Annotated in this window: 26 protein-coding genes; 17 read left to right on the top strand and 9 right to left on the bottom strand. The window is 57.3% G+C overall.

All coding sequences use genetic code 11. From position 1 onward, the window contains the following. A partial coding sequence (locus tag L1075_RS12640) for an integrase core domain-containing protein (protein WP_246942154.1) occupies nt 1–259 on the top strand: 259 nt, incomplete at its 5' end. Between the two features lie 151 nt (nt 260–410). On the opposite strand, the gene L1075_RS12645 is transcribed toward L1075_RS12640, so the two are convergent. The 4 genes from L1075_RS12645 to L1075_RS12660 all read right to left on the bottom strand — a co-directional run bounded on the left by L1075_RS12645 (nt 411) and on the right by L1075_RS12660 (nt 5324). Next, nucleotides 411–1892, bottom strand: a complete 1482-nt coding sequence (locus L1075_RS12645) for an HAD-IIA family hydrolase (RefSeq protein WP_246942156.1) — start codon at nt 1890–1892, stop codon at nt 411–413. Nucleotides 1893–1921: 29 nt separating this feature from the next. Then, nucleotides 1922–3112, bottom strand: coding sequence for a tetratricopeptide repeat protein (locus L1075_RS12650; RefSeq protein ID WP_246942158.1), 1191 nt, complete (start codon nt 3110–3112; stop codon nt 1922–1924). Beyond that, nucleotides 3105–4064: a hypothetical protein gene (locus L1075_RS12655; RefSeq protein WP_246942160.1), complete on the bottom strand. Its 960-nt coding sequence runs from the start codon at nt 4062–4064 to the stop codon at nt 3105–3107. The genes L1075_RS12650 and L1075_RS12655 overlap by 8 nt, the downstream gene beginning before the upstream one ends. A gap of 168 nt (nt 4065–4232) precedes the next feature. Next, the gene (locus tag L1075_RS12660) at nt 4233–5324 is read right to left on the bottom strand and encodes a FliC/FljB family flagellin (RefSeq protein WP_246942162.1); all 1092 of its coding nucleotides are present in this window, start codon (nt 5322–5324) and stop codon (nt 4233–4235) included. Between the two features lie 209 nt (nt 5325–5533). Between L1075_RS12660 and L1075_RS12665 the strand changes: the two genes are divergently transcribed. Next, nucleotides 5534–5767: a DUF2835 family protein gene (locus L1075_RS12665; RefSeq protein ID WP_040241370.1), complete on the top strand. Its 234-nt coding sequence runs from the start codon at nt 5534–5536 to the stop codon at nt 5765–5767. 127 nt (nt 5768–5894) lie between these two features. Here L1075_RS12665 and L1075_RS12670 read toward each other — a convergent pair whose 3' ends face one another. Continuing rightward, on the bottom strand, nt 5895–6839 hold the full coding sequence (locus L1075_RS12670) for an Rpn family recombination-promoting nuclease/putative transposase (protein ID WP_246942164.1): 945 nt from the start codon (nt 6837–6839) through the stop codon (nt 5895–5897). Between the two features lie 256 nt (nt 6840–7095). Beyond that, on the bottom strand, nt 7096–7512 hold the full coding sequence (gene tnpA / locus L1075_RS12675; protein WP_040241367.1) for an IS200/IS605 family transposase: 417 nt from the start codon (nt 7510–7512) through the stop codon (nt 7096–7098). A 21-nt stretch (nt 7513–7533) separates the two neighbouring features. Between tnpA and L1075_RS12680 the strand changes: the two genes are divergently transcribed. The 6 genes from L1075_RS12680 to L1075_RS12705 all read left to right on the top strand — a co-directional run bounded on the left by L1075_RS12680 (nt 7534) and on the right by L1075_RS12705 (nt 14801). Beyond that, nucleotides 7534–8595 carry an RNA-guided endonuclease InsQ/TnpB family protein gene (locus L1075_RS12680; RefSeq protein WP_040241365.1) on the top strand — a complete coding sequence of 354 codons (1062 nt, stop codon included), beginning with the start codon at nt 7534–7536 and terminating at the stop codon, nt 8593–8595. A 48-nt stretch (nt 8596–8643) separates the two neighbouring features. Further along, entirely contained in the window at nt 8644–10326 is a 1683-nt protein-coding gene (locus L1075_RS12685) for a hypothetical protein (RefSeq protein WP_246942166.1), read from the top strand. Between the two features lie 13 nt (nt 10327–10339). Then, nucleotides 10340–11827: a DUF6844 domain-containing protein gene (locus L1075_RS12690; protein ID WP_246942168.1), complete on the top strand. Its 1488-nt coding sequence runs from the start codon at nt 10340–10342 to the stop codon at nt 11825–11827. Then, complete coding sequence (locus L1075_RS12695; protein WP_246942169.1) at nt 11827–13128, top strand: CsgG/HfaB family protein; 1302 nt, start codon at nt 11827–11829, stop codon at nt 13126–13128. The genes L1075_RS12690 and L1075_RS12695 overlap by 1 nt, the downstream gene beginning before the upstream one ends. A 188-nt stretch (nt 13129–13316) precedes the next feature. Further along, nucleotides 13317–13604 (top strand): HigA family addiction module antitoxin, encoded by a 288-nt coding sequence (locus L1075_RS12700; RefSeq protein WP_217693993.1) that lies wholly within the window; start codon nt 13317–13319, stop codon nt 13602–13604. A 210-nt stretch (nt 13605–13814) separates the two neighbouring features. Beyond that, nucleotides 13815–14801: an adenosine deaminase gene (locus L1075_RS12705; protein WP_246942231.1), complete on the top strand. Its 987-nt coding sequence runs from the start codon at nt 13815–13817 to the stop codon at nt 14799–14801. A 665-nt stretch (nt 14802–15466) separates the two neighbouring features. Here the strand turns inward: L1075_RS12705 and L1075_RS12710 are convergent. From L1075_RS12710 to flgA, 3 genes are all read right to left on the bottom strand, one after another. Next, a complete protein-coding gene (locus L1075_RS12710; protein WP_246895664.1) occupies nt 15467–15919 on the bottom strand; it encodes a flagella synthesis protein FlgN in 453 nt (150 codons plus the stop codon). 65 nt (nt 15920–15984) lie between these two features. Then, a complete protein-coding gene (gene flgM / locus L1075_RS12715; RefSeq protein ID WP_246942171.1) occupies nt 15985–16275 on the bottom strand; it encodes a flagellar biosynthesis anti-sigma factor FlgM in 291 nt (96 codons plus the stop codon). A gap of 138 nt (nt 16276–16413) precedes the next feature. Then, the gene (gene flgA, locus L1075_RS12720; RefSeq protein WP_052444944.1) at nt 16414–17142 is read right to left on the bottom strand and encodes a flagellar basal body P-ring formation chaperone FlgA; all 729 of its coding nucleotides are present in this window, start codon (nt 17140–17142) and stop codon (nt 16414–16416) included. A gap of 205 nt (nt 17143–17347) precedes the next feature. Here flgA and flgB point away from each other — a divergent pair, with 205 nt between their 5' ends. The 9 genes from flgB to flgJ all read left to right on the top strand — a co-directional run bounded on the left by flgB (nt 17348) and on the right by flgJ (nt 24774). After that, the gene (flgB, locus tag L1075_RS12725; RefSeq protein WP_246942173.1) at nt 17348–17770 is read left to right on the top strand and encodes a flagellar basal body rod protein FlgB; all 423 of its coding nucleotides are present in this window, start codon (nt 17348–17350) and stop codon (nt 17768–17770) included. A 9-nt stretch (nt 17771–17779) separates the two neighbouring features. Further along, a complete protein-coding gene (gene flgC / locus L1075_RS12730) occupies nt 17780–18187 on the top strand; it encodes a flagellar basal body rod protein FlgC (RefSeq protein ID WP_246895673.1) in 408 nt (135 codons plus the stop codon). 11 nt (nt 18188–18198) lie between these two features. After that, complete coding sequence (locus L1075_RS12735; protein WP_246895667.1) at nt 18199–18906, top strand: flagellar hook assembly protein FlgD; 708 nt, start codon at nt 18199–18201, stop codon at nt 18904–18906. Between the two features lie 37 nt (nt 18907–18943). Further along, entirely contained in the window at nt 18944–20116 is a 1173-nt protein-coding gene (locus L1075_RS12740) for a flagellar hook protein FlgE (protein ID WP_246942175.1), read from the top strand. Nucleotides 20117–20179: 63 nt separating this feature from the next. After that, the gene (locus L1075_RS12745; RefSeq protein ID WP_246942177.1) at nt 20180–20944 is read left to right on the top strand and encodes a flagellar basal body rod protein FlgF; all 765 of its coding nucleotides are present in this window, start codon (nt 20180–20182) and stop codon (nt 20942–20944) included. A 55-nt stretch (nt 20945–20999) separates the two neighbouring features. After that, a complete protein-coding gene (gene flgG / locus L1075_RS12750; RefSeq protein WP_040241326.1) occupies nt 21000–21782 on the top strand; it encodes a flagellar basal-body rod protein FlgG in 783 nt (260 codons plus the stop codon). A 44-nt stretch (nt 21783–21826) separates the two neighbouring features. Further along, a complete protein-coding gene (locus L1075_RS12755; protein WP_040241324.1) occupies nt 21827–22525 on the top strand; it encodes a flagellar basal body L-ring protein FlgH in 699 nt (232 codons plus the stop codon). A 51-nt stretch (nt 22526–22576) separates the two neighbouring features. Further along, complete coding sequence (locus L1075_RS12760; RefSeq protein WP_098060054.1) at nt 22577–23686, top strand: flagellar basal body P-ring protein FlgI; 1110 nt, start codon at nt 22577–22579, stop codon at nt 23684–23686. Then, nucleotides 23686–24774 (top strand): flagellar assembly peptidoglycan hydrolase FlgJ, encoded by a 1089-nt coding sequence (gene flgJ / locus L1075_RS12765; RefSeq protein WP_246942179.1) that lies wholly within the window; start codon nt 23686–23688, stop codon nt 24772–24774. Before L1075_RS12760 ends, flgJ begins: the two co-directional genes overlap by 1 nt. Nucleotides 24775–24892 lie beyond the last annotated feature (118 nt).

Raw genomic sequence — 24892 nt, forward strand, 5'->3', positions numbered from 1 at the left:
CAGCCGCCACTACACGGGCACGGTAAAGGCCTGTGGCCTCACGCAGGAGTTCACGACGCCATATACACCGGAACAGAACGGGCTCGTGGAGCGCTTCTTCCGCTCCTTGAAGGAGGAGTGCATCTGGCTTCACCGTTTCGAATCGCTGGGCCAAGCCAGGGTCGTGATCAATCGCTGGATCCGGTACTACAACGAAGAGCGGCCACATCAGTCTCTGGACTACGTGGCACCCCGAGCACACCCCGCATTAACGGCGTAGGGTGTGCAGAAACCAGGGGGTCATTACAATGTGGCCCCGAGCACATCCCGCATTACCGGCGTAGGATGTGCAGAAACCAGGGGGTCATTACAATCTGGCACCGTGAGCCGGATTATTCAGCCTTCGGCGTCAAGGTACGGCAACGCATAAATCAATGCTGGTAAATGTCAGCTATTGTTTTCAAAACAAAATCAGGGAATATTGGAGAGGAATCTAGTGATTCTCTAGATGTTTCACCAGTTAGCACTAACAGGCCACGACATCCTATATTTCTGGCCAACAACATGTCAGTATGCAGCCTGTCTCCTACAATAAGACTATTAGAAGCCTCTATAGAGTTAATCATGTCCGGGCTTGGTTTTCCAAAAGTCTTTACAGGACATTTTTTTGTAGTGGTTTTAATCATGTCAACCAAGGAACCGATATCAGGAATCGGTCCATGCTCGGAAGGGCAAAAAGCATCACAGTGTGTAGCTAAATAGTCGACGTCAGAATTGATGTATTTGCATGCCTGGACCAATTTTGCATAGGTTAATTCAGTGTCATAACCTACTATTACATATTCTGGGCTATCTGTGTCCACGTTGAAATCATGCTCTCTGAAAGTATTGACTAAGCTTTCCGTCCCTAGGACGTAAATCTTAGTTACTTTGTTTTTTTTTAGGAATTCAATAACTCCGTCAGTTGACAGGATGATTTCCTGTTCGGAAGCGTCTACCCCCAGTTCTTTTAAGCGATCAACATAGTCAGATTTGTTTTTGGATGAGTTGTTGGATAGATAGTATATTTTTTTGCCTTTTTCCTTTAGCGCTAGAATCGCTTCGGACGCGCCCGATATAGGGTTGCTGCCAACATAAATTGTGCCATCCAAGTCGAAATAGACATTTTTAATATCTTTGATTTTGTCGTCGAAATTTGAAAAAAGTCTATCTGCTAGAGCCAAGTCGTTGTAATTGTCAATTTCGACCCATCTATCGCCGGCGATATCAATAGGGTGGAATTCCAACGCACTCTGGTTGAGAAGCGACTGTAATGCGACTTCAGTCCAGTCCTTAAGATTTTTTTGCTCTTCGATGATATGGCTTATTTTTTTAAAAAATACACTGCTGGCTTCGGCAGAAAACTTATAAAAATCAATGGAGCACCCATGGGATTTTTCTTGGCCTATGGCTTTAGAAATATCATTTATTTGGCCACATGCCGACAAGCTGACTTTCATAGACTCCTCGTTATACAGCGAGGAATCTATGGCAATGGCGTTTGCGCTATTGAAATTAGCTAGCTTGCTTACAATGCATTTATCAATGCAGAGGTCGGCGTTATTTAAAATAAAACTTTTTCCAGCCGCATATTTTTTGGCCAAATATAAAGAGTACATATTGTTTGTTTCTTCATAGTGGGAATTTTCTATGAAGTTGATGGTTAGGCCTTTTATATGCTTGCAATACTCCTTTATGGCTTTCCCCTCGTAACCAATTATTATTAGTATTTCCTTGATACCAGCTTCCTGGTAGGCATCTAGCTGATACTCAAGTAACGGCTTACCAGCGCTTTTTACTAAGCATTTGGGTTTTTCATTTGTCATTGGCCGTAAGCGCGAACCAATACCAGCAGCAAGGATTATTCCGATCATGTCTTTCCCCTGATAACTCGATGTCAAACTCATTTGTCATGTAAGGCGGCATTAAGATGAGTCGTGACCTGGTTGAGCAATTCATCGTTCGGCAAATGCTGCTGAGAATGCTCGGTCGTGGCCAGAGCTTTCCTCAAGTTACCTTTTTCCCAGTGAGAAAAAACGCGTGAATAAGCATAGCACTGGGTGAGCAATGAAAAACCGCATAGGTTTTTTGCTGCGATGACGGTATCGAAGTAAGGATCTGGCGTTTTCCAGTCTCCATAAATGACTTCTAACCAAGCTTCCGGGTTAACCAAAGACCATATGGGTTGGCCTGTTGGTGACTCATCTTTGTATAGTTCTATGTCAATGTATTTTGTGTTACGACTCCATTCGTAAGGAATGTTGCTCATCCAGAAGCCTGTGAAAGTATCACCAGTTTTGGGGTCGACGACGAATCCCGAGAGATCTAGCGATACTTTTTTTACAGGATGGAAGAAAGCCCTTGGATTAATAAGGTTGTTTATCTCAAGCGGCACCCAGCCATTGCGTTCCAAGCACTGACAAGCATTTTCCATTTCGGATTGAGGTAGACCAAAGTCCAAGTCCTTATCGAAAGGCAGCAGCTCTCCATCACGTACTAAGCCTAGCAGGGTCCCATACGAAGCAAAGGCATGAACACCAGATTTTGCTAGAAGAGACAAGGTGTCCCAGAGTAGCTCTTCCGTGCTTTGTTTTCCAAAGTCTGTTCTTAGTCTATGCTCTTTCTTTTTTGTGGGGTAATTTAGCCTCAGCCGCAAGGCTTCTTTGTATGAATCTACAGCTTTAGGTAGCTCTCCAATTCTTTGGTTGATGCTTCCATAAGCGACATGAACCGCTGGGCTGTTAGGTGCTATTTCTAACGTTTCCTTGAGTGTTGATAAACTCTTTTCAAGGTCGTTGTTTTTCATGTAAGCTTGCCCTAGTTCAACTAGAGCAGATGCCATTTTTGGGCTTAAATATACTGCCTTTTCAAGGTTTTCTATCCCTTCCTTTAATAGTTTTCCTTTGACTTGGAGCTTTCCAATTTCCAAGTAAGGAGTTGGGTTGCTAGGGCTTAAACCAATAGCTTGCTTGTAGACTTGAATGGCAGTCTCAGGCTGATTTTCTTTGCTTAGGGTGCGGGCTCGGTTTAAGTATGAATTAATCGCACCTGTTTCCTTGTTAGCTTTCCGCTGAGATGCTTTTTTCTTAGACATTTTTTTGAACTCCCTCATGTAGCATGCTTAGTTCCTTGCTAAACTCACTCCCCCAAGGTGGTGGTGTGTATTCAGAAGTAAAGACAAAAGCACCTTCTTCTTCGTCAAATTGGCTAATATATCCTCGCGATAAAAGATAGCTTTTTGCTCTTTCGGAAGAACCTTCCTCTAATACTTGATATGTTAGGTCATGTATATCAAAGACGGTATCCAAAAGGAAAGCGATTTTTTCTCTTTCATTGGATGTTAAGTGCTTTGATCTTTCTGCATCAGGTACAAAAATAGCATCATAGGTGACCGTTCTTGTACTTTGATCCTTTTCAAGGGGCTTCTCTGAGACCATATGTGTTGCTTTTTGAGTTCCAGAAAAGCAATGAAAGCGTAAACCAAAGCTAGCCATGAGCTCATTAGCGCGAGTCCAGCTCGTTTGCCCATCATGTGTAAAAGTAAAAGGAATTTGTATATTACACAACAAGGTTTTTTTTAGTTTTTCCTTACCATGAGTGATAATTATTTCAATATCATTATAACAATCCAATGACACCCAATCGAAGCTTTCCACCCCAGTGATACTATCCAGCGCTATGGTATTTACGGGTAGTTCGCTGAGCTTTGTGATTTTATGGGCAAGAGAGGCAGGTAGGTCGCTATTAAGAACTGGTGGAAGAGTGCCGCTTAGCGTCGAGTCCAAGCATGCGAATAAAGTGCTAGGAGTGCCATCCCCGAGCGTGGTGTTTGGAAACACCTGCAGTCCATCAATATCCGAAAATTGACTTTTTCCATGAAGCGTGCTTGCCGTGTCTAGTACTATAAGCTCAAGAGCACCAAACTCCATGATCTGCATGAAATTCTTATAGCAAGGTAAGTTTCCGCCATTGTCAATTGCAATGATCTTGCCTTCAAGCCTCCACCCAAATTGGGTGTTGTTAACACCTGCATTCGGATTGGGCATGTGCTTCTCCATAATATTAGCTTTAACTGTGGATGCTAATTGCAATACTGGTTTGTGTTCTAGGCTATCGGCTCGCAAGAGAATCTCTTACGAAAAAAAGGCCCCCTTTTGGGAGCCTTTTCGATGGACGGGATGCCCATTAGGCAGCCCTCATCATCTAACCAACTATTAACCCAGCAGTGACAGGGCGTTCTGCGGTAGCTGGTTGGCCTGAGACAAGACAGACGTACCGGCCTGCTGCAGAATCTGGTTACGCGTCATGTTGGAGACTTCATCCGCATAGTCGGCATCTTCAATGCGCGAGCGTGCGGAAGAGAGGTTGGTCTCGGTCGTGCTCAGGTTGGTGATGGCCGAGTCAAAGCGGTTTTGCATGGCACCCAGCTCGGAGCGCTGGCTATCAACATCACTGATTGCGCTATCGAGTGCACCTAGAGGGCTGCTTGTCTTAGACCCGTTGCCCTGCAATTCGCTCTCAGCAGTGACTGTCATGCTGGTAATTTCGCCATCATCGTTGGTTTCGGTTGTGACCGAGGCTGCGTAAGTGGCATCAGTTGAACCAGTCCCTTCGATGAAGAAACTACCATTTTCATCAACGCTGAGGGAGGCGCTGGAATAACCGGAGGGCAGGCCGTCAAAGGTAGCAGAGCTGATTGCTGTACTACTCCCTGAAGCCAACTCTGCCCCAAGAGCGGTGGTGATGCCGCTTGCAGCGCTACTGAGGCTGCCGCTATAACCATTGACATTGAAGTCACCGAGATCCAGTTGCTCAGCGTTGACTTCCTTAAGGTTCATGGTGATAGTCTGGCCATCCTCGGAACCGACCTGAATGTCCATTTCCTGATTTTTGGCGAGAACATCAACGCCGTTGAAGCTGGTTTCTTCGGAGATACGGTCGATCTCGCCCAGGCGCGCGTCGATCTCGTCCTGGATGGAGTTCAAATCTTCCTGGCTGTTGGTGCCGTTTTCGGCCTGAACCGTCAGCTCACGCACACGCTGCAGGTTGTCGTTGACCTGGTTCAGTGCGCCTTCGGTGGTCTGGGCGACAGAGATGCCGTCGTTGGCGTTGCTCTGTGCCTGGCTGAGGCCGTTGATCTGGCTGCTCATGCGGTTGGCGATGGCCTGGCCGGCGGCATCGTCAGCGGCGCTATTGATCTTCAACCCCGAGGACAGACGCTCCATGGATGTGGAGAGAGCGCTCTGTGACTGGCTCAGGTTCTGCTGGCCGATCATGGCCGTGATGTTCGTATTGATCACTGACATGTGATGTTCCTTCCTCTCTGTTGGGCTCCATTGGCCTGCCGTCGGTAATTCCGGGGCTTGCCACAACGGCGCCGTTGGCCGTTACCTCATTTATCGGCGCAGGGGGAATTTGCTTTAGGGGTGAATTGCAAATTTTTTCAGGGGCCGTGGCTGGGTATACTTAGCGCCTCTTCATTCACCCGGTCATTCACCCGGAGCTTGCGCCCGTCATGCCCTCGCTGGATATCATGCTCGACCTTTCACTTGAGACGTGTCGCTACCATTACGAAGGCGCCATGCAAACCGTGATCGCCACCAGCGTGGATGGGCGTCGGGTGAGCTTTCCCGCCACGGCACTGCGCCGCATCGTTACGCCGGATGGCGCGCACGGCGTGTTTCGATTGACGTTCAGTGAGGAGGGCAAGTTCATGTCGATGGTGGCGGTAAGGCGTTGGGAGGCGTGATCTTCTAACTACCGCGGCTATACCTCAACACGGCTATGCCTCAAAACACGGAAAGCAACCCGAAGGCTGCTTTCCGCTTCAGAACGCCGTGTCACGATGTTTGGAGAGCGACGCGCCGCTGGTCGGGTCAATGCTTCAGTTCGGCTCGCAGTTCACGAACCTGGGCAATATCCAGATCCGCGGCCTTGGCAATGGCATCATCGGTCAGTTGTGTATCCCGAATCAGATTGCGAGCCGTCTCCAGTCGGCCTTCCTGGCGGCCTTCCTGACGGCCTTGCTGAAGACCTTGCTGTTTCCACTGTTCGGGCCATTTCTTCGCACGTTCGGCTAGCATGTTGTGCACCTCGCTTAAGTCATCGAGCGCCTGCCACTCGATCTCTTCGTCTTCAGGTACCCAGCTGGGTAGCAGCACGCGCCGGATCCAGATGACAAAGTGCCGGCGTAGCTGGGTCTGTTCCGGCGCCTGGAGCCATTGTACCAGCAATCCGATCAGGTCGATGGCATCCTGCTGGCTCCTGTGATGTTCCAGCCGAAAGATGGCCGAGACGACATTCCGGGTTTCTTCCGACCACTGCTCATTGGCAACGATTGCCCCTTCGTCCAGCAACAGATAAGGGAGAGTCGGCCGGTAATGTTCCAGGCCGCCGGGTACGGGTTGGACCAGTTCGGCGACGTCGAGCGCCGCGTTCCAGCGCCTTTCACCATTATAGAGCACGATGGGCAGCACCGGCGGTAGTTTGCCTTGCCGGGTCAGCTTGTTCTGCTTGACCAGGTCCTGATAGAGCAACCCGACATAGGTCATTATGCGTAGCGACATGAACGGATCGACGGTGCTCTGGAACTCGATCAGCAGATAGACGTAGAGCCACTCGTCGCCAAAGCGAACGCGCCAGATCACATCGTCCTCGCGGTCACGGAGGTCGTCGGTGACGAAGGTGCTGCTGACTTTCTCCAGCGAGTCGAAATCCAGGCGTTCGACCCACTCCTCTTTGACGAAGCCCGTCAGAAGGTCGTGGACGGTTCTCGGCTCGCTGAACAGGAGCTTGTAGCTTCTATCGTGTTGGTTGTTCATGGCAATCCTCTTTCTCCTCTGGGCGTAGCGTACCATGGCAGGGCATGTGCCTTGCCCAAGGTCACCGCCGACGTTTTTCTCTCCCTAAAGGTAAAGTTTTATTAGCCTTTGCCGACATTTATAGGGGCGGTGCGTTACGCCGCCGCTCGATGCGAGGCCGCATGGCTTTGCGTCGCGATGAAATAAATGACCAGAATGCGCGGCATGCCCCGTACTTTTAGTGCGGGGAAGGATAGCGCGGGCCGCAAAGCGGCCCTCAATGCGGGCAGTTCTGCTGCTCGATATATTGGCGGACCACCGAGATCGGGGCACCGCCAACACTCCCGGCGAAGTAGCTCGGGCTCCACAGGGCATTCTTCTGGTACGCCGGTTTCACTAGCTCAGGGTGCATCAGCTTGAGTCTTCGGCTAGATACCCCTTTCAAGCTGTTTACTAAGCGAGACAACGCCACCTTGGGTGGGTAATTCACCAGCAGGTGGACGTGATCATCTTCACCGTTGAACTCCACCAGTTCCGCCTCGAAGTCGGTACATACGCGGCGGAACAGCCCCTCAAGGGATTCAAGATGCTCGGCACCAAAGAGCCTGCCCCTATACTTGGTAACAAAGACCAAGTGTGCGTGGAGCATGAAAACGCAGTGTCTGCCGGTTCTGTAGGGTTGTTGGTTATCCATAGACCAAGTATATTCTAGGTCATGAAACAGACCAAGACCCTCAAGGTTCGAGTGAAGGATAAGCACGCCGCCGAGCTTAACCGCATGGCGCGTAGCGTGAACTTCGTCTGGAACTACGTGAACGAACTAAGCTCGCGGTCGATCCGAGAGCGAAGGGTCTTCTTGTCTGCGTACGACATCCAAAAGTACACCAACGGAGTCGCCAAGGAGCTTGGCCTTCACAGCCATACGGTGCAGGAGGTTGGCAGGGAGTACGCGACCCGCCGCAAGCAGTTTCGCAAGTCCCGCTTGGCGTGGAGGAAGTCCCGTGGCGTGCGCCGTTCGCTCGGTTGGGTACCCTTCAAGTCAGGTGCAGCCAAGTGGAAAAGCGGTCAGGTGTTCCACAACGGCAGCTACTTCAAGGTTTGGGACAGCTTCGGCCTGTCGAAGTATGCGTTCCGTTCCGGCAGCTTCAGCGAAGACGCGCGCGGTCGCTGGTATTTCAATGTAGTGGTCGAGGTCGATGTACAGCCGTCCGTCGGCCAAGGGGCTGTCGGAATCGACTTGGGCCTGAAGGACGTGGCGACCTGTAGTGATGGCAAGCGGCTAAAGAGTGGCCGCTTCTACCATGATCTTGAAGACAAGCTGACCACGGCTCAACGGGCACGCAACAAGCGGCGTGTGAAGGCGATCCACGCCAAGATTAAGAATCGGCGCAAGGATGCGCTACATAAGTTCTCCCGCCGGCTGGTCGACCAGCACGGCGAAATAGTGGTGGGCGATGTCTCGCCCACCAAGCTCGCGAAGACCCGCATGGCCAAGTCGGTATTGGATGCCGGATGGGGCCAACTGAAGACGATGTTGGAATACAAGTGCGATCACGCAAGCATCGTCTTTCGAGAGGTTCGCGAGGCATACACCACCCGTACCTGTTCATCGTGCGGCTCGCTCAGTGGGCCACAGGGTGTAAATGGGCTGCGAGTAAGAGACTGGATGTGCGTGGAGTGTGGTGCGCTACACGACCGGGACGTTAACGCGGCCCGGAATATCCTCAGTCTCGGGGCAGGACGTTGCCCTCAAGAAGTTGGAATCCCCGTCCTTTAGGGCGGGGAGGACGTCAAGGGGTGCGCCTCGTACAAGCATCGCAATCAGATGGAGGCGTTCAATACGTCTTATGTGGCGGGGGATTATCAGGCAGCGATCGAGGCGATGGCGCCGTCTTCCTTGATGCCCGGCGAGCCCGACAAGGAAGAGCAGGTACTGGAGCTACTGCACCAGGCGGAGGCCTATCGCCTGGCGGGGGAGCCGCAAATGGCCATCGATCTCTACGATCAGGCCGAAGCGGGCATGAAGCTCAACGACACCGACAACTTGGCCGAGAAGGGGGCGGAGAACGCCTTGGCGGTGCTGGTCAATGATGCCCAGCGAGATTACCGGCCGATGCTTGCCGAGGCGGTGCTGGTGAATACCTATAAAGGCCTGGCGTTCTTGCAGCTAGGTAACGATGCCAGTGCGCGGGTTGAGTTCAACCGTGCCGATGATCGCACGCGGCGGGCGGTGGCTGCTTTTGCTGAGGAGATCGCCGAGCAAAAGGCGGCGCTCAAGGAGCAAGCGGAAGCCGATGCTAACCGCGAGCAGCAAGCCATTCAGCAAAGCCTCGATAGCGACGCGCTGCATGAGAGCGTCGCCCAGCAATACGGGGCCCCCTCGCAGTGGGGTGTTTACCCTGAATTCATCGTGCCCTCGGCCACCTATCTGCATGGCTTGTACTTCCTCGCCAGTGGTGAAAGCGGTGACATCGACCGCGCCGCGACCTCGCTTTCGCGCGTGGCGGCGATGTCCCCTGAGAGTGAGCCGCTCGCCGCGGATGCCGAACTAGCGCAGGCGATTGGCAGTGGCGAGACAAGCCGTGAGCGCATGGGGCAGCGGGTCTGGGTGGTCTATGAAAATGGCCTGGGCCCGGTCGCCGAGGAAAAGCGCCTCGATGTGCCGTTGCTGCTTTTTCATGGCAATACCCAAGCACCCGCCTATACAGGCATCGCCTTGCCCGACTATGCCGATCGCCACGCGGTGGGCGATGCGCTGTCGTTGGTCGATGCCCAGGGGCAGCGTTACGCCCCCGAGACGTTCGCCTCGATGGGCAAGGTCGTACAGACCGAAATGCAGTCACGCTTTCCCGCCATTCTGGGGCGCTCGGTAGCCTCGGCGGTGGTGAAGGCGCTGATGCAGAACGAGGCGACCGAACGCCTGGGCGTGGCTGGCCAGCTTGGCTCGGCGGTGCTCACGGCGATGACCACGCAAGCCGACCTGCGTAGCTGGCAGGCGACACCGGATCATTGGGAAGTGGCGCGTTTCGCGCGGCCTGCCTCGGGCGAGTTGACGCTCGAGACACCGTCGGGGCCGCTGGGTGATCTGAACCTGCCGGGCGGGCGTTATGTGCTGGTGGTGAGCCGCATCGTCAATGACACCATGCAGCGTCTGGATACCGACCAACTGGTGAAGAAGATTCGCGTGCAGTTGCTGCGCTCCGGCCGTGTGGTGACGACCACGGCGGTGGGCATCGACGGGCCCGAGGATGAGATGAACCAGCTCACGCGCACATTGCGGGATTCCGAGGAGTTCGACCAGCGCGGAGTAGAAAAGAAGGGCACCTTGCAAGCGCCGGACCTGAGTCTTTCCGGCAAGATTCTCCAGCGCAATCGCCGCGTGGCGGATGAGCAGCAGGTGGAGTATTACATGCAGCTGACATTGACCGACCTGAGTAGCGGCTTAGCGCTGTGGGAAAACGAAACGCAAGTCATCAAGCGGGGCTCCGATGCCTCGGTGGCATGGTAAAAGGAGCCTTCTCATGAGCATGTTGTCGTCTACGTCACCGTATAAAGGGTCGTACAAGCCGCTTGTCGCCGCCATTGGTTTGGCCTGCCTGGCGCTGGCGCCGATGAGCGCGTTCGCGCAGTCGGGCGATGCCGGTTCTGATGCGGCGTCCAACACGACACCCTCGACCTCAGATTCTTCCGCCCCAGATTCCTCCGCCCCCGCTTCACAGGAAGAGTCGCCATCGCCGTTCATGGCGGTGAAAGAGGTGTCGAACAGCGGCGAGTTGATCCAGCGTTTTCTCGAGCAGCGGGGCTGGCAGCAAGGGCCGCATGCAGGCAATCCGAGTGGTGGCAATCTAGTCGTGGCGACGGAGAGCATCGCGGCGGATCCGTCGACCATCGAATTTAGCCAGGCGCGCTTGATCGCCACCGAAGAAGCCTTCCTCAAGGCGATGGGGGAGCTGGTCTCGCAGGATGCCGTGAACGTCGGCAAGACCATGGCGGACCGCTTCATGAAAGATGGCCTGCCCGAGGAAGTCAAAGATACCACCGGCCTGGATGCCTTGGGCGAGGCCGTGGCGAGTCGCCTGGCCGAGAGCTCGGTACAGGCACTCAACAAGGTCATCGAGGAGCTGGGCGGCGATGCCAGTCAGCTACCTCAGCTCAATATCGCCGAGCGCAAGCAACTGCTGTATGACGAGTTCGTGACCAGCACGACCTGGCAGGCAATGGGTCAGCTCTCGGGCGTCGGCGTGTTCGGGTTGGTGGAAGAAACCGGGGGCGATGGCCCGGTGAACAACGGCTCGGTGAGTATCGTCGTGGTGCAGTCGCCCCGCTTCAGCGAGTTGGGTCGCCAGCTGCGTAACGGCGGCGGCGCGCCGGCCCAGGCGTTGCCGGTGGCTTCGGTGATGGAGGATTTGCGCCCCATGCTGGATGCCGGCACGCCGATGCTGGGGCTGTTCGGCGTTCAGCCGGTGGTCAAGGAGGGGCGTTTTGGGTTGATGTCGTTTGGCATGAGTGCGCCAGCGCTGGTGCGCGGCACCATGCAAGAGTACGAGATCAACGCCGAGATGGAGGCAGCACGCCAGAGCGCCAAGCTGATGGCGGATGGCTGGCTGGCGCAGTTCGCGACGATGACAGTGCAGGGCCAGAAGGAAAGCAGCAAGCGCAAGCTACGCGAGCAGGTGCGTGAAACGCGTGGCGATGGCACGTCGCGCATTCTGACCCAAGAAGGCATCGGCCGCATGGTGCGCAATGTCATGCGTTCGGAATCGCAGGCCAACTTGAAAGGCGTGCAGACCATCGGCCAATGGAGCACTCCCGATCCGCAGACCGGGCATCCGTATCTGGGTTACGTCAAATACTGGTCGCCGGGCACGGCGGCGAGTGCCGAGGCGCGCATGGAAGCACGTAACAACCCGGGTAGCGATGGCGCGGCGTCCACGTCTGGCGCGTCTTCGGAAGATAGTACGACGACGCCCGAGAGTTCGCGTTCCACTGGCTCGTTCGGGGAATGGTAATGGCGCACGCACAGAGAAGCGCATGGCGCGTGTGGCTGCTGATCGTCGCTGGCGCGCTGGCGTGGGCGATGCTTGCCGCGCCGGCGTGGGGCGGCGTCGAGATACGCCAGGTTGAGGCGAAATCAACGGGGGCCACGCGTGACGAGGCGATTTTCAATGCCTTGGGCGAGGCCGTGCGTCAGGTGCACGGCGCTAAAGTCGACGCCAGCCGCGAGATTCGTCGCTCCATGCAGCGTACCTCGGTGCGTGACGAGCAGGGGCATTCGACTACCGTCGAGCAGTCGTCGCGCTACGACAGCGGCACCCGCGTGGAAAGCCAGGGGCTGATCAGCGGCTATGAGGTGCTGGGCGTGTCGCCGGCCATGGGTGGCGGGCAAATGGCGCATCTTCGTGTGAAGGTGCCGGTCTACCGTGCGCCCGGCTCGGCGGCGCAGTCCAATCGCCAGCGCTTGGCCGTTTACCCGGTGGAGATCGACGCGGACCGGTTGCGTCTGACCGGTGAGCGCCTGGCGCCGGGAGATGCGTCGCGGCGACTGACGCAGTCTCTGGTGCGGGCGTTCGTCGGCTCGCGGCGCTTCTCCGTGCTGGATCGTGACATGCGCGACGCCATCGCGGCCGAGCAGCGTTTCGTGGCCTCGGGGCAAGTCCCGCTTGAGCAAAAAGCCATGTTGGGACGCAACCTGGGCGCGGACTATTTGGTCACGAGCCGCCTGACGGGCATGGACATGGCGCTGAAAACGGTGACCAACCCGGTTTCCGGCGAACCTTCTCAAGAAGCCACCGGCGCTGCGACGCTGGAAGCGCGGGTCGTCGTGCCGGCGACAGGCCAAGTCATGTGGAGCGAGACGCTGAATGTCTCGCTGGATGATCTGGGCATCGCGTCGAGTTCGGGGGACTTCACGCAGCAGGTGTTCGATGCCTTGGGGAGCGAGCTGACCTTCCGCGCGTTGAACGTGATCTACCCGCTGCGTGTCGTGGAAAGCAGAGGCGATGAGATCGTGCTCAACCAGGGCGGCGCCATCGTCCAGGCCGGGCAGCGCTTCGGCGTGTTCGACATCGGCAAGCGTTACACCGATCCTTATCACGGCGAAAGTCTGGGCCCGCGCGAGAACTGGACGGCGGACGTCGAGATCACCCGGGTCACGGATAAGATCGCATATGCACGCATCATCAACGGCCAAGTCGAAGGTGATGGCCAAGTGCTACGCCGCACCGCCACTGGAAAGGAAGCAAGAGAGTCGGAGCGCGCGGCCCAGCGCGGTACGCGTGAACGAGTGTGCCTGCCGATGGACCCGTGCTGAGCGGGAACGAACGATCATCAGCAGTACTTAAACCGAGGCATTGCCTCGGTTTTTTTATGCCAGGCATAAGGATTGTCGTAATGGAACATGTAGGCCGCCTTCGAAACATATGCCAACGTGCACTTGTTAAGAATTGCTGATATTGATATCTAATACTAACGGCTGTAACTGAATATGAGGCTTATGCCATGTCGATGAAGAACCCTCCGCACCCGGGTAGGATGCTGCGGCGTCGTATCGTTCCGGCCCTGAATATGAGTGTGACCGAGCTAGCGGAAAAGTTGGGCATGTCTCGCAACTCGGTGTCTCGAGTATTGAACGAGCACGCTGCCATTTCTCCAGATTTCGCCGTTCGCCTTGAGTCTGGCGGGATCGGTGAGGCGGCGCATTGGCTGCGCATGCAGGCCGCCCATGATCTCGCCGAGGCGAAAGCGAAAGAAAAAAACCACATCGAAAGATTCGCTCAGACCGCGTAAGTCGCGGGGTAGGCGTGAAGCTAGACATTTAAGCGGTCTTGCCAACGCCTAGGCGAGTGTCGTCTGTCGGCTCTTAGCAGAGCGTCGTTTCAGGTGATGAGGTGCCGTCAGCCATGAATGGTGTCATTGGCATCCAGCTAATCCTTGATGCATCCTTGACCGAACGGACAGCATGAGGTGGAAGACGCGATGACGACGAGCGAGACGGCGATGACGACGTGGCTGCGCGCACTGCCCAAGGCGGAGCTGCATCTGCATATCGAAGGCACGCTGGAGCCGGAGCTGATGTTCGCTCTGGCGGAGCGCAATGGCGTAACGCTGCCGTACGACTCTGTGGAGGCGGTGCGCGCGGCGTACGATTTTGAGGATCTGCCGTCGTTCCTCGGTTTGTATTATCAGGGCATGGGCGTGTTGCATACGCAGGATGATTTCTATGATCTGGCGATGGCGTATTTTGCCCGCGCGCGGGAAGACGGTGTGGCGCATGTCGAGCTGTCGTTCGACCCGCAGGCGCATTTGGTGCGCGGCGTGCCGCTCGAGGCGCCGTTTGAGGGGTTGCTGGCGGCATGCCGCGAGGCCGAGTCGCGTTACGGGATTTCCTCGGCACTGATCATGAGCTTTCTGCGTGACCGTGACCCCGCCGAAGCGCTGGAGGTGTTCGAGCAGGCGACGCCTTGGCACTCGGCGATCGACGCGGTGGGGCTCGATAGCGCCGAGCGCGATCATCCGCCGGGGCGTTTCGCCGAGGTGTTCGCGCGGGCGCGGGCGCTGGGCATTCCCGGCGTGGCGCATGCTGGGGAAGAGGGGCCTGCCGCGTATATCCGCGAAGCCTGGGAGGCGCTCGAGGTATGCCGAATCGATCACGGTGTACGCTGCCTGGAAGACCCCGAACTGGTCGCACGATTGAGCGACGCCCGCATACCGTTGACCGTGTGTCCGCTTTCCAATGTCAAGCTCAAGGTAACCGACTCGCTAGCCGAACATCCGCTGCCCGCTCTGCGTGAGGCGGGGCTCAACGTTACCCTCAATTCCGACGATCCCGCCTATTTCGGCGGCGGGATGCTGGATAACTACGTCGCCTGTCACGAGGCCTTCGGCTGGACGCGGGACGACTTCATCGATATGACTCGCAACGCTTTGCAAGCCGCTTTCATGGCTGAAGAAAGGCGCGAGGCGCTGCTGGAACGGCTGGCTTGATTTCTAATAACAAACGTCTTTAACGAAAAGGTTCTTCGCAGACCAGCGTGAAACGGTAAGGCCCCACCATGCTCACCGCTATCGGGAATAAATTCCCTCCCACAAGGACAAGCTAACCGGCAGGGGGTTGTGGGAGCGAACTTGTTCGCGATGATCTGTGCCGCATTTCCCAGCAAAGTGCGATGAACCGAAAAAAGCCCCATCCAAATGGATGGGGCAAAGCTTTGTACGCAGAGATGAGGCCATTGGGATGCAGCTTCGTCTCACTGCGTATATTACCCGGATATAGGCTTTACCATAGCGATGAATTAGTGCCATTAATCTACGTTAATCCTTGTAAGTAGCTGTATTGCAGCGGTGAAGACAACGTGGTGGTGGCGTGGGCGGTCGGCGCTGGTAGTGCGTGGTATGTCGCGGCCGATGCAATGGTGGCATTTGAGCGCGCGCGGGCGTTGGGGCGTCAGTGGGTAGCGCAAGACGGATCAGTAGCAGGCTGAGAGCAACGGCGATGAGGTCCATGGCATGACTCCCCTGGGGCGTTGAGCATGCCATTAGTATGGTTCATTTCGGTAGGTTTCTCATGCCTGTATGCAAGGCGAGGGGAGAGGCTGCTACAGCGTTTGAAGAGGGGCGTGCTTGGACAATAGGCTGAGTCGATGCGCGTGTTATACCCGCGAGCTGATGCGGTTGAGGCCTTTGTGCCGTGAGCGTCCATCGGCTTCGTACATCGTGCTGCCAGCGGCTTCTTTCAGGAAGTTGAGCATGCGCTGGTTCTGTTCCATGCGGTTCATGGCCAGCAAGCCGTTGATGCGGTTGAGCTGACGCGCCTCTTCACCGGTACTGCGCAGCTGATGCCAGCTGTCTTGTCGCGCTACCTCGGTGGCGGCGCGTTCGGCGCTTTGGCGGCTTTCGCCGTGGCCTTGTTCATGCAACAGGCGGCGGCGTTCGGCGTCGAGCGTTTCCAACTCGGCGGCGACTTGGGACTTCGCCTCGGCGAGGCGTTCCAGCTCGGGACCATCGACCTCGCCCTGGGACAAGGATTGCCGCTCTTCGCGCAGCAAGGTGACGAAGCGCTGCATGGCGTCGAGTTGGCGGTCCAGGGTTTCGGCGAGCGACATAATGGCGTCCCATCCATCCTTTGGTTTTGTGCCGGGTATCAGGCCGGCGTGTAGTCGAACCGAGATTAGCGGGCCGACGTGTCGCCGAGCATATCGCGGACACTATCGATCAAGCCATCGGCGATCTTGCCGGTGTCGAGTTCCATCTGACCATCGCTGATGGCCTGGCGGATCTCGTCGACACGAGCAGTGTCGATGTCCTGGCTGGTGTCGGCTTCATTGCTCTGACTCAGCGTGGTGATGCTGGCCGGCGAATCGGCTTGCGCGGTGTCATCGCCACGGCGTGTACGCTGGGCGGCGTCACTCTGCTCACTCTGGGCGGCCTGAGTCGGCGGATGTAAGTTGGAAATTTTCACAATTGGGCTCTCTTGCAGCGCGGGCTTGTACCCTTTATCGGCCACGTTAATAAAAACTGTAGGGCACTGACCGCACCTTTTTGAATGAGGTGAGCCACTGCCACGCTGCCAGTATTGTAGCGTCTGTTGACGTGTCTATCAGTAACGGACCGCGAGTCTTCCCCGTGCATCCACCTGGCCTCGAAGTACTTTCCCATCCGGCATGCGAGCGCGGACCGAGTCGCCTTTGCCGCCATTGTTCAATGCCTCGCCTTCGCGCGTCACCGTAAAGTCCTCACCGCCTGCGATGAGCGTCACGGATTCGCCGCGATGGACGAGATAGGGCTGGCGAAGCCTGTCGCCGCGCAACGCCATGCCTTTGGTGAGCCGCTGGGTGATGACTTTGCCAATGGCCTGGCTCGGGTCATCAAGCGCGTTGCGAGGGCGGCGCGAGACATCGGCGCGTTCCCAGTCGAGCATATCGGCGCTCAGTTGTTCACCGCGTTTGATGGCCGTGGCTGCCACTAAAAAGCGCACGCTGGCCGAGACGGTCGCTTGCACGTAACGCACCTGTTCATCGTTGCTGCAACGTATGCCGACCATGACGCGGCCTTGTGGGACGCCATCGCGAGGTAGGAACGGCTGCGGCGAGCGGCATTCAGGAAGACGCGAGGTGTCGCTTTTAAGCTCGACGCCGACATCGTCTCCCAGGGACGCGGCCTGACTCATCAGGAAGTGTCGGGTGACCTGGGCGATGGCGTCATCCGACGCAGCCAACGCTGTGGGCGTTGCCGCTATTGCAAGCAGGCCCAGCACGAGCCCGACCGCCACGAGCCTGGGTCGCCGCGCGAGACTGAATGCCCGAATTGCGTTGAGGATGCGCTGCATTGAGTGAGCCTGAATGAGTGCCGAGGTCGATGACCTGATTCTAGTGGGAGTCAGCGTCAGGCAAAGGTGGAAATGGCGCTCAAATGTCGGCTTGTTTAGTCGTTTGCAGTGACGGCGGCGCGGCTATTCTGCATCGTGCAAATTTCCCCATGTCTAGCGAAGGGGAACGAACCGCGAAACGAACGCGATGACAGGGACACAGGGCATGATCGACAAGCTTTCAGGCTACCTGGATCACCACCAGGAGGCGCTTAGCCTTCGCCACGAGCGTCAGAAGGTATTGGCCAACAATATCGCCAATGCCGATACGCCGAATTACAAGGCACGTGATTTCGACTTCTCGGCGGAACTGGACCGCGCCATGGAATCCGGAGGGAGCGGCCGGGAGGGTGGCTTGTCGCTTACCACGACCTCCGCGCGTCACATACCCGCGCAGGCGTCGGGCGGTGGCGGTGTCCACGATCTGCTGTACCGCGTTCCCGAGCAGCCGAGCCTGGATGGCAACACCGTTGATATGGATCGCGAGCGCGCCGCGTTCGCCGACAACGCGCTGCGCTATCAGGCCAATACGACGATTTTGACTAGCAAAATCCAGGGCATCAAAGGTGCCATGCAGCCTGAAAGGTAAATGATCGCTATGTCCATGTTCAGCATTTTCGATATTTCCTCCTCGGCGATGAGTGCGCAGTCACAGCGCATGAATGCCACCGCCAGCAACATGGCTAACGCCGATAGTGTGGCCGGCCCCGATGGCGAGCCCTATCGCGCCAAGCACGTCATGTTTCAGGCGCAGTCTCAGGGCGGCAGCGAGGTGGGCGGCGTGCGCGCGACCGAGGTGGTCGAGGACGATTCACCACCGCGTATGGAGTATCGCCCCGAGCATCCCTTGGCGAATGAAGAGGGCTACGTGGCCATGCCGAACGTCAACCCGGTCGATGAAATGGTCGACATGATCGCGGCGTCGCGTTCCTACCAGGCCAACGTCGAGGTCATGAATACCAGTAAGTCGCTGATGAGTCAGACGCTCACCATCGGACAAGGTTAACGGAGAGAAAAATGGCTAGTTCGGTTATCGGCAGCAATACGCTTGCCTCGATCAACGGTACGCCCAATGCCAACGCCGCGAATGAAACGCGTACTACCGGCACGGAGTCTTCGGGAGATCTCAACGAACGCTTCATGACGCTGTTGATCACTCAGCTGCAAAACCAAGATCCGACGAAGCCGATGGACAATTCGGACATGACGGCGCAGTTGGCACAGATCAACACCGTCAGCGGTATTCAGGAACTCAACGACTCGCTGGGTGAGATCAACAATCAGATCGATGCCGGCAAAACGCTGCAGGCTTCGTCGCTGATCGGCCAGGGCGTGATGGTGCCGGGCAGCACCGTGCGCGTGGGTGAAGGCGAAGATGGTAGCGTCGTGGCCACCCCGCTGGGCGCCGAGCTGGCCACGGGCGCCGATGAGCTCGAGATTACCATCACCAATGGCTCTGGCCAGGTCGTCCATAAGAGTGTCGAGGAAAACGTACCGGCGGGCGTGCAGGCCTTCGACTGGCCGGGCACGGGCCTGGATGGCAATGCCGTGGCCGAGGGCGCCTATAACGTCGAGATGACGGCCAAGGTCGGCGGCGAAGAGGTTCCCGTCACACCGCTCAATTATGCCTTGGTACAAGGCGTGACCTCGGGTGAGAACGGTCCGACCCTCGATTTGGGCACCTCCGATAGTGTCGCCTTAGAAGACATACGTCAGATTCTTTGATCACGATTTGAATCCAAATTAACGCGGGGAAGGGAAAATGGGCTTTTCACAATCATTGAGCGGGGTCAACGCGGCCTCGTCGCAGTTGGACACCATCGGCAATAACATTGCCAACTCGCAGACCGTGGGCTACAAAAGTTCCTCGGTACAGTTCGCCGATATCTACGCCAACAGCCAAGGGTTGGGGACGCGCGTCGCGGACACGGTGCAGAACTTCGGTACCGGCAGTCTCGAAACCACCGGGCGTAGCCTCGACTTGGCCATCGCCGGCGATGGCTTCTTCCAGTTTTCGCAGAACGAGCAAATGGCGTATTCGCGCAATGGCCAGCTCACCATGAGCGCCGACGGTTACTTCGAGAATGCCCAGGGCGCGCGCCTGACGGACCAGCAAGGCGAGCCGCTGCAGGTAACGGAGTTTAGTCAGGGGGCTCAAGAGACGGTTGGGGTCGACACGCAATTTAACTTGAATGCCGAAGCAGACGAAATTGACCGTGCTACGGTCCCTTTTTCTCAAGATGATAGCGACTCTTACTCTTACGTTACCAATGCCGGCACCGTGTACGACTCATTGGGTGTCGCGCACGATATGAGCCTTTACTACTCCAAGACAGGGGCTAATACGTGGAACGTGCGAGCTGCGCTCGATGGTGAGATGGCTGCTGGCACGGGGGAAACTATCAGCTTTAATACCAATGGGCAGATCCCTGATGGTGATCAGACAGCTTTCAACTTTGACTTTGGTGATTTAGGGAATGGATCAGCTAATCCCTTTGATTTCGAAGTTGATTTGGCGGGAACTACCCAGTATGGCGCTGAGTTTGAGCTGAGAACTTTTGCTCAGGACGGTAATGCCTCGGGCACCTTCGTGGGCGTGGATATCACCGAGAACGGTGAGATCCTGGCCAACTACTCCAATGGCAATAGTGGCGAAGTCGGCACCATCGGTATGGCCAACTTCCGCAATCCTGCCGGGCTGACGCCGGAGGGCGACAACCTGTGGACGGCGACCCAGGAGTCTGGCGCGGCATTGCTGGGCCAGGCCGGTACCGGGCAGATCGGGAGCCTGGAGTCGGGCACGGTGGAAGCCTCCAACGTGGACCTGACGCAGGAGCTGGTCGACATGATCATCGCCCAGCGCAACTTCCAGGCCAACAACAACGCCATCCAGACCCAGTCCGATATTCTGGAAACGGTCACCAACTTGCGTTAACGCCTAAGCCGGCCGGCCGTTTCGGCCGGCTTCATTCGTTGTGAGTCGAGCAGGACGATCAGCATGGATCGGATTATCTATACCGCCGGTAGCGGCGCCAGCCAATCGATGAATCAGCAGGCGGTGGTCAGTCACAATCTTTCCAACGTCTCGACACCGGGGTTTCGCGCTGAACTCGACGCGATGCGCGCGGTGCCGGTGGAAGGCGACGGCCGTCTGGCGACACGTACCACGGTAGCGGCGACGACGCCGGGCACGGATTTTTCACCGGGCAATATGAATGCGACGGGGCGGCGTCTGGATGTCGCCATGCAGGAAGATGCCTTCCTTGCCATTCAGGATCCGCAAGGCGGCGAGGCCTACACGAAGCGTGGCGATCTGCAGGTCAATGCGGATGGCATGTTGACCGTCAAGGGCGAACCCGTCATGGGCGACAACAATGCCCCGGTCGTGGTGCCGCCGGATGCGGATTTCTCGATTGGCTCGGATGGTTCGATCAGCGTGATCGAGGCCGGTGCCAACCCCGATGAAATCGCGCAGGTGGGGCGTTTGAAGCTGGTCACGCCGGACCAGCAGGCATTGACGCGTGGCGACGATGGCTGGTTCCGCCTGCCGCCGGGAGAAGATGCCGACATAGCGGCACCGCAACCTCAGAACGAGGATGCGCGTCTGCAATCCGGCGTGCTGGAAGGCAGTAACGTTAGCGCCACCGATGCCATGGTCGCCATGATCGACGGCGCGCGTCGCTACGACATGCAGATGAAGGTGATCGAGAGCGCCGACCAGAACGCACAACGCGCCAATAGCTTGTTGTCGATTCAAGCCTAATCGCGCTAACGAATTTCCGGCATCGCCCCGCGGTGCCCTCTAACAGGTAAGAGTCATGATTAGATCGCTGTGGACGGCCAAGACGGGGCTTGAATCCCAACAGGTCAAGCTCGATGTCATTTCCAACAACCTCTCCAACGTGTCGACCAATGGCTTCAAGCGCTCGCGGCCGGTGTTCGAGGACCTGCTCTATCAGAACGTGCGTCAGCCCGGTGCGCAGGCCTCGGCGGTAGATACGCTGCCTTCCGGCTTGCAAGTAGGGACCGGGGTGCGCCCGGTCGCCACCGAGCGTTTGCATACCCAGGGCGGCTTGCAGAACACCGATAATTCCAAGGACCTGGCCATCAATGGCGACGGTTTCTTCGCGGTACAGATGCCCGATGGTGGCACTTCGTATACCCGTGATGGCAGTTTCCAGATCGATGAGACCGGCCAGATGGTCACCGCCGGCGGTTATCCGCTCGATCCGCCCATCGTGATCCCGGAAAACGCGCTGTCGGTGTCGGTTTCTCAGGATGGCGTGGTCTCCGTGACCCAGCCCGGCGATACCGCGTCGCAGGAAGTGGGCCAGCTCATGGTGTCCAAGTTCATCAACCCCGCCGGCCTGCAGAGCATGGGCGAGAACCTTTATCAGGAAACCGATGCTTCCGGGCCGCGCAATGATTTGATTCCCGGCATGGAAGGCGCGGGCCGGTTGTATCAAGGCTACGTCGAAACCTCCAACGTCAATGTGGTGGAGGAGATGGTCAGCATGATCGAGACCCAGCGTGCCTACGAAATCAACAGCAAAGCGGTGGAAACGTCCGATCAGATGCTGTCGCGCCTGACGCAGCTGTGAGGAGTCGCGTCGTGACCGGAGTGGACGTAGAAAGAGGGAAGAGCATGGGCGCACTGATGTCTGGACGCAGTGGGTTGGGCCTGTCGGTGCGCGTGCTATGCCTGCTCGTGCTGTTGATCATGAGCGGCTGTGCGCAGTTGCCGCATGAGTCGGTAGTGCCCGATACCGGCCCGGTGACCTATCCCGAATCGCCCATGTCGCAGCCCAACGGGGCGATCTATCAGGCGCGCTATGGGTATCAGCCGCTCTTTCAGGATCGGCGTCCGCGTCAGATCGGCGACATCATCACGATTACGATCAATGAAGATGTCAGCGCCAGCAAGGATTCTTCGGCCAATGCCAACCGCGAGGGCAGCATGGGGTTGGATCTGGAGACGATTCCCGACCTGATGAGCTTCCTCGAGGATAACGGTATGGATGTCTCGGGCGAAAACGACTTCGAGGGTACTGGCGGCGCGAGTGCCAGCAATACGTTCACCGGCACCCTGACAGCGACGGTGGTGGATATTCTGCCTAACGGGAATCTCAGTATCCGTGGGGAAAAGCGTATCGCCATCAATCAGGGCACCGAGTACATCCGCTTCTCTGGGGTTGTCGACCCTCGCTCGGTGACGACGCAGAATACCGTTCCCTCGGGGCAAGTGGCCGACGCACGCATCGAATACGTGGGTGACGGCTACATCAACGAGGCGCAGCACATGGGTTGGCTCCAGCGTCTCTGGCTGAACATTGCGCCTTTCTGATGAGTGCGCCTTTCTGATGAGTACGCCTTTCTGATGAGGATGAGATACGCCATGAGAAGTTTGCTGCGCTGGATGGGCGTGCTGTTGTTGTGTGGTGTCTGCGCCGCTCCCGCACAGGCCGAGCGCATTCGTGACCTGGCGAGTTTCGCCGGGGTGCGCGAGAACCAGTTGGTGGGTTATGGCCTGGTCGTGGGGTTGGACGGCACGGGTGACCAGACGACGCAGACGCCGTTCACGGGCCAGACGTTGATCAATATGCTGTCGCAGTTGGGCGTGAGTATTCCCGAAGGCACCAACATGCAGTTGCGTAACGTGGCCGCGGTCATGGTGACGGCGCAGTTGCCTCCCTTCGCGCGTCAGGGCCAGGAAATGGATATCACCGTTTCCTCGATGGGTAACGCCGACAGCTTGCGTGGCGGCACGCTACTGATGACGCCGCTGCGTGGGGTGGATGGCAACGTCTACGCGATGGCACAGGGCAACTTGCTGGTCGGTGGCGTGGGCGCTCAGCAGGCCGGCAATAGTGTTCAGGTCAACCACACGGCGGCCGGGCGTATTCCCGGTGGGGCCACGGTCGAGCAGGAAGTGGCCCTGCGCTTGGGGCGCGGTGATGGGACGCTGGACCTTTACCTCAATGAGTCTGACTTCACGACGGCGCAGCGCGTCGTCGAGGCCATCAACCAGGACTTCGGTGAGCCTGTGGCCGCGGCGATGGATGGCCGCTTGATCCGTTTGAAATCGCCTAGCGATAGCAACTCGCGGGTCAATTTCATGGCGCGCATCCAGAACCTGGACGTTACGCCCAATGCAGGCCCGGCCAAAGTCATCGTCAATTCGCGTACTGGCTCGGTGGTCCTCAATCGTGAGGTGACGCTGGACCGGGCGGCGGTGGCGCACGGCAATCTCTCGGTGACCATCGATTCCACGCCTCAGGTCAGTCAGCCCAATCCCCTGAGCGACGGCGATACGGTGGTGGTGCCGGATGCGGACATTTCCATCCAGCAAGAAGGCGGGGCGCTGCAAATGGTCAATACCAGCGCCGAACTCATGGATGTCGTCAATGCCCTCAACGCGCTGGGCGCTTCACCCCAGGATCTGATGTCGATTCTGCAGGCGTTGAAGTCCGCGGGCGCGCTCAACGCGGAACTGGAGATCATCTGATGAGTGTCGATGGACTCAGCAATCAGTTCGCCCTCGATGTGCAGTCGTTGTCGCGGCTCAAGCACACGGCCAGCAATTCACCCGAGAAGGGACTTTCCCAGGCGGCGGATCAGTTCGAGGCGGTGTTCCTGCAGATGATGCTCAAGAGCATGCGCGATGCGATTCCGCAGTCCGACCTGCTCAGCAGCAATGAGACCGATACCTATACCTCGATGCTCGATAAGCAATGGGCACAGAAGCTCTCGGGGGACATTGGGCTCTCGGACATGCTAGTCGAGCAATTGCAGGGTCGAGGCATTGTCGGTCGCGATGACGACGTGACGCGCAGCGATCTGATTGCCGGTATCCCGCGTGGCACGCCGCGCGTATTGAGCGATCCGGTCGTATCCAAAGATACAAAGGATGACGCTGTGACGCAGGCATCCGATACCTCGTCTGCAAGATCGACGATGCCGGAAGTGGCGGAAAGTCGTGAGACACGGCCATCGGTGGCGGCAACCAATACGGGCGAGACGCGTGCGGCGCCGCATGTCGAAGAATTCCTGTCGCGCTTGCGTGAGCCTGCCGAGGCGGCCGCCCAGGAGAGCGGCGTGCCGGCGTCCTTGATTCTGGCGCAAGCGGCTTTGGAAACCGGCTGGGGTGAGCGTGAGATCCCCACCCGTGATGGCGGCAACAGCCATAATCTCTTCGGTATCAAGGCTAGCGACGGCTGGGACGGGGATGATACGAGTATCATGACCACGGAGTATGTCGATGGCCGGGCTCGCCAGCAAAGCGATGATTTCCGCGTCTACGACTCCTTCGAGGCTGCCTTCAAGGATTACGCCCAGTTGATTGGTAACAACCCGCGTTACGCCGGCGTGGTCACCGCATCGACACCGGAAAACGCGGCGCGCGCATTGCAGTCCGGCGGCTATGCCACCGACCCGAACTACGCCGATAAGGTGATCGATGTGATGGCGCAGATCGATGAAGGCCTCGCGAGCGGCTCAACGTTGGCCCGTGCCACCGAGCCCTTTGGCGCCGACGCAGAAGCTGACAATGCCGATCCCTATGGCGTGTCGCGCATGCCCACGGGCATTTTCTGAGCCTCCGCATGGATTTTTCCTCAAGTCGTGCGCGGTCTTGCCGATACAACAAGTAATCACTATTCGTCGTGCCGGCCATCTTCGATAGGGCCCGGTACCCCTAGCCAGGAAAACGTGT

Origin of the sequence: Chromohalobacter beijerinckii, assembly GCF_023061185.1 — a bacterium.
GTDB lineage: Bacteria > Pseudomonadota > Gammaproteobacteria > Pseudomonadales > Halomonadaceae > Chromohalobacter > Chromohalobacter beijerinckii.

Coding starts and splice junctions, on each gene's coding strand:
- L1075_RS12690 (WP_246942168.1), top strand. CDS start 10,340: ATGAGCATGTTGTCGTCTACGTCACCGTATAAAGGGTCGTACAAGCCG.
- L1075_RS12755 (WP_040241324.1), top strand. CDS start 21,827: ATGGGCGCACTGATGTCTGGACGCAGTGGGTTGGGCCTGTCGGTGCGC.
- L1075_RS12685 (WP_246942166.1), top strand. CDS start 8,644: ATGGAGGCGTTCAATACGTCTTATGTGGCGGGGGATTATCAGGCAGCG.
- L1075_RS12680 (WP_040241365.1), top strand. CDS start 7,534: ATGAAACAGACCAAGACCCTCAAGGTTCGAGTGAAGGATAAGCACGCC.
- L1075_RS12745 (WP_246942177.1), top strand. CDS start 20,180: ATGGATCGGATTATCTATACCGCCGGTAGCGGCGCCAGCCAATCGATG.
- L1075_RS12700 (WP_217693993.1), top strand. CDS start 13,317: ATGTCGATGAAGAACCCTCCGCACCCGGGTAGGATGCTGCGGCGTCGT.
- L1075_RS12710 (WP_246895664.1), bottom strand. CDS start 15,919: ATGTCGCTCGCCGAAACCCTGGACCGCCAACTCGACGCCATGCAGCGC.
- L1075_RS12660 (WP_246942162.1), bottom strand. CDS start 5,324: ATGTCAGTGATCAATACGAACATCACGGCCATGATCGGCCAGCAGAAC.
- L1075_RS12695 (WP_246942169.1), top strand. CDS start 11,827: ATGGCGCACGCACAGAGAAGCGCATGGCGCGTGTGGCTGCTGATCGTC.
- tnpA (WP_040241367.1), bottom strand. CDS start 7,512: ATGGATAACCAACAACCCTACAGAACCGGCAGACACTGCGTTTTCATG.
- flgJ (WP_246942179.1), top strand. CDS start 23,686: ATGAGTGTCGATGGACTCAGCAATCAGTTCGCCCTCGATGTGCAGTCG.
- L1075_RS12650 (WP_246942158.1), bottom strand. CDS start 3,112: ATGTCTAAGAAAAAAGCATCTCAGCGGAAAGCTAACAAGGAAACAGGT.
- L1075_RS12655 (WP_246942160.1), bottom strand. CDS start 4,064: ATGCCCAATCCGAATGCAGGTGTTAACAACACCCAATTTGGGTGGAGG.
- L1075_RS12740 (WP_246942175.1), top strand. CDS start 18,944: ATGGGCTTTTCACAATCATTGAGCGGGGTCAACGCGGCCTCGTCGCAG.
- L1075_RS12705 (WP_246942231.1), top strand. CDS start 13,815: ATGACGACGTGGCTGCGCGCACTGCCCAAGGCGGAGCTGCATCTGCAT.
- L1075_RS12665 (WP_040241370.1), top strand. CDS start 5,534: ATGCCCTCGCTGGATATCATGCTCGACCTTTCACTTGAGACGTGTCGC.
- L1075_RS12670 (WP_246942164.1), bottom strand. CDS start 6,839: ATGAACAACCAACACGATAGAAGCTACAAGCTCCTGTTCAGCGAGCCG.
- flgB (WP_246942173.1), top strand. CDS start 17,348: ATGATCGACAAGCTTTCAGGCTACCTGGATCACCACCAGGAGGCGCTT.
- L1075_RS12645 (WP_246942156.1), bottom strand. CDS start 1,892: ATGATCGGAATAATCCTTGCTGCTGGTATTGGTTCGCGCTTACGGCCA.
- flgA (WP_052444944.1), bottom strand. CDS start 17,142: ATGCAGCGCATCCTCAACGCAATTCGGGCATTCAGTCTCGCGCGGCGA.
- flgC (WP_246895673.1), top strand. CDS start 17,780: ATGTCCATGTTCAGCATTTTCGATATTTCCTCCTCGGCGATGAGTGCG.
- flgG (WP_040241326.1), top strand. CDS start 21,000: ATGATTAGATCGCTGTGGACGGCCAAGACGGGGCTTGAATCCCAACAG.
- L1075_RS12760 (WP_098060054.1), top strand. CDS start 22,577: ATGAGAAGTTTGCTGCGCTGGATGGGCGTGCTGTTGTTGTGTGGTGTC.
- L1075_RS12735 (WP_246895667.1), top strand. CDS start 18,199: ATGGCTAGTTCGGTTATCGGCAGCAATACGCTTGCCTCGATCAACGGT.